Annotated in this window: 2 protein-coding genes; one reads left to right on the top strand and one right to left on the bottom strand. The window is 74.2% G+C overall.

What is annotated here, in order from left to right; all coding sequences use genetic code 11:
- Positions 1-465 precede the first annotated feature (465 nt).
- Complete coding sequence (locus AC2W7A_RS11235) at positions 466-1,062, top strand: M48 metallopeptidase family protein (RefSeq protein ID WP_485991425.1); 597 nt, start codon at positions 466-468, stop codon at positions 1,060-1,062.
- A gap of 13 nt (positions 1,063-1,075) precedes the next feature.
- Here the strand turns inward: AC2W7A_RS11235 and AC2W7A_RS11230 are convergent, their stop codons facing one another.
- A complete protein-coding gene (locus AC2W7A_RS11230; protein WP_485991424.1) occupies positions 1,076-2,494 on the bottom strand; it encodes a zinc-dependent metalloprotease in 1,419 nt (472 codons plus the stop codon).
- Positions 2,495-2,826: the final 332 nt, after the last annotated feature.

Raw genomic sequence — 2,826 nt, 5'->3', positions numbered from 1 at the left:
CCTCGGCCTCGGGCAGGCCACACCGGCGGGACAGGGCGGGCACGGCCTGGGCCGGGGTCCCGTGTGTCCCCGCCGCCAGCTCCGCCAGCAGCGTGCGCACCCCGCGCGGTCGGACGTCCACCACCACGGCGTCGGGCCCGTTGCCCAGCTGCACCTGTCCGTCTCCGACACGCACTCGCGCCGTCCTCGGATCGATCCGCATCCTTCACCCCTCCGCTGGTGCCGCCTCCCCTGGCGGTGTCCGCGGCCCCGTGCCGCGGACGTGCCTCCAGCGTCGCAGGCTGACGATCCCGGGGCCCGGCCGTCCACAGGCGGGGCCGGTCCCTCCGCTCCCGTCCTCCACAGCCGACACGCGCGCCGTCCCGTCCGGGGCACAATGTGGGGATGCCGTCCACCGCCGGATCCCATCGTTCGCGTCCGCCCCGTGCCGTCGCGCCCCGTGCCCGTGGCCACGGTGCACCCGCGGTGCGGACCACGGAGCTCACCGAGATGCACGGCGTCCCGCTCACGCTGATCCGCTCCACGGCACGCCGACGCACGGTCTCCGCCGTCTGGCGGGACGGCCGGCTGCGCATCTCCCTGCCCGCCGGCCTGCCGACGGGGGAGGAGCGCCAGTGGATCGAACGGATGGTCGCCAGAGCTCCGGCACCTCCCTCGCCCCACGACGACGGCACCGCCCCCGACGACGGCTCGCTCGCCTCCCGCGCGGAGCGGCTTCGGGCCCGTCTCCTGCCGGAGGCGCCCCGCCCGGCGTCGGTCGCCTGGTCCACTCGGCAGCGGCAGCGGTGGGGCTCCTGCACCCCCGCCCGACGGACGATCCGGATCTCGACCCAGCTGCACGGCATGCCGGAATGGGTCCTGGACGCGGTGGTGGTCCACGAGCTGGCCCACCTGCTCGAGTCCGGGCACGGACCGGCCTTCCGCCAGCTCGTCGCCCGCTACCGCCGGTACGCCGAGGCGATGGCCTTCCTCCAGGGCGTCACCCATGCCACCGGCCGCGGGCTCACCCCGGGCTCAGTCCCGGACACCGTGCCGGACGAGGACTCCGACTCCGAGACCTGACGCCGTCGGGCGGTCACTTCTCCTTGGGAGCGTCCCCGAACCCGCCGTCCAGCAGGCGGCGCAGCTCGTCGTCGAGCGAGTCGGTGCTCTTGTCCTGGGCCTCCCGGCGCCCCGCGTAGCCGGCCGGGTCGTCGAGGTCCTCGGAGGTGGGCTGACGCTCCGGGTGGCGCCAGACCTCCTCGCGGTACTCCTTGCCGTGGGTCTTCGTGATCTCCTCCCACAGGGCGGAGGCCGCACGCAGACGGCGCGGACGCAGCTCCAGGCCCACCAGGGCGGCGAACGCGTGCTCGGCGGGACCGCCGGAGGCGCGGCGGCGGTTCATGGTCTCGCGCAGGGCCTCCGCATAGTCCAGGGGTGCGGCCGCCTCGGCGACCACCACGTCCACCCAGCCCTCCACGAGGGCGAGCAGCAGCTCGAGCTGCTCGAGCGCGGCCCGCTGGGTGGCGTCCGGCTCGGCGATGAAGGACCGGCCGTCGAACACCTGCTGCATGGACTCCGGGTCCATGGGGTCCACGCTCGCGGCGGCGTTCTCGATGCCCTCGGTGTCCAGGCGGATGCCGGCGGCGTACTGCTCGATCGCGGCGAACAGGTCCCGCTCCAGCCACGGAGAGTGCAGGAACAGGCGCATGCGGGCCACCTCCCGCAGGGCGAGGTAGATGCGCAGCTGGTCGTCCGGGACGGAGAGGCCGTCTCCGAACTCCTCGATGTTCACGGGCATCATCGCCAGGGTGTGGCCGGCCAGCGGGAAACCGATGTCCGTGCCGGAGAGGACGTCCTTGCCGATCTCGCCGACGGCCGAGCCCAGCTGCAGGCCGAACATGGTGCCGCCCATGTTCTGCAGCATCGGCTTCAGCCCCTCCATGCCGCCGAGCATGCCGGCCATCTCCTCCGGCATCTGCCCGGAGAGCTGCTGCTCGATCGCGGAGGACATGGCCCGGGACAGGGAGGTGGCGACCGGCTCGGTCATGCGGCGCCAGCTGTCCATGGTGGCCTCGACCCACTCGGCGCGGGACCAGGCCTTGCCGATCAGGCCGGACTGCTCGGTGTCGGTCGCCTCGTCCAACCACAGCTCGGCCAGCCGGAGCGCCTCGTCCACCTCCTTGCGGGCGAACGAGCCCACGGAGGGGTCCGTGCCGGCCACGGCCTGGCGGGCCGCGGTCTTGGCCAGGTCCCAGTTCACCGGGTCCGACTGGCCGCCCGCGGACGGGTTCATCATCGCCTGGAACTGGGCCATCATCTGCTGCATCATGGCCGGGTCCATCTGCGACGGGTCGAAGCCGGGCATGGCACCGCCGCCGGGGCCGCCCATCTGGTCCATGGCGCGGCGGATCTGCTCGGGGTCCGGGCCCTGACCGCCGAAGAGGCGCCCGAGCATCTCCTCCAGGGGGTCGCGCTCGTCGCCGGATCCGGGGTTCTTCGGGTCGTTGGTCATGCCCATCAGCGTAGTGGCGGGCACCGCCCGCTGTCTGCGTCGGGGCAGGCCCGCCGCCGGATGTTCGCCACCAGGTGAGGCCCGGGGCGTGGCCACAGGCCCCGCAGGTGACGGCGCAGGTCGTGCCGCCGTGACGCCGTCGGCAGGACCGGTAGACTGGCGGGGCCGTTCCGTGTCCGTCGCACGTCGACGGTGCACGACCCGCCCCGCCGAGCCCGTCTCGGCCGAGCCCAAGGAAGCGGTGCCGCGTGCCCCAGAAGACACCTTCCCCGAGCCCGCGCCCCGGCGCGCCCCGGGGGCCCGTGTCCGCATTCCGCCCCCGCCATGCCGGG

It is taken from the genome of Micrococcus sp. LASM2_SD2 (assembly GCF_057364565.1).
Note: the sequence above shows the minus strand (reverse complement) of the source record. Positions and strands in the feature narration are given on the sequence as shown.

Bases quoted from the DNA above. Each gene is read 5' to 3' on its own strand.
- AC2W7A_RS11230 (WP_485991424.1), bottom strand. From the start codon at position 2,494: ATGACCAACGACCCGAAGAACCCCGGATCCGGCGACGAGCGCGACCCC.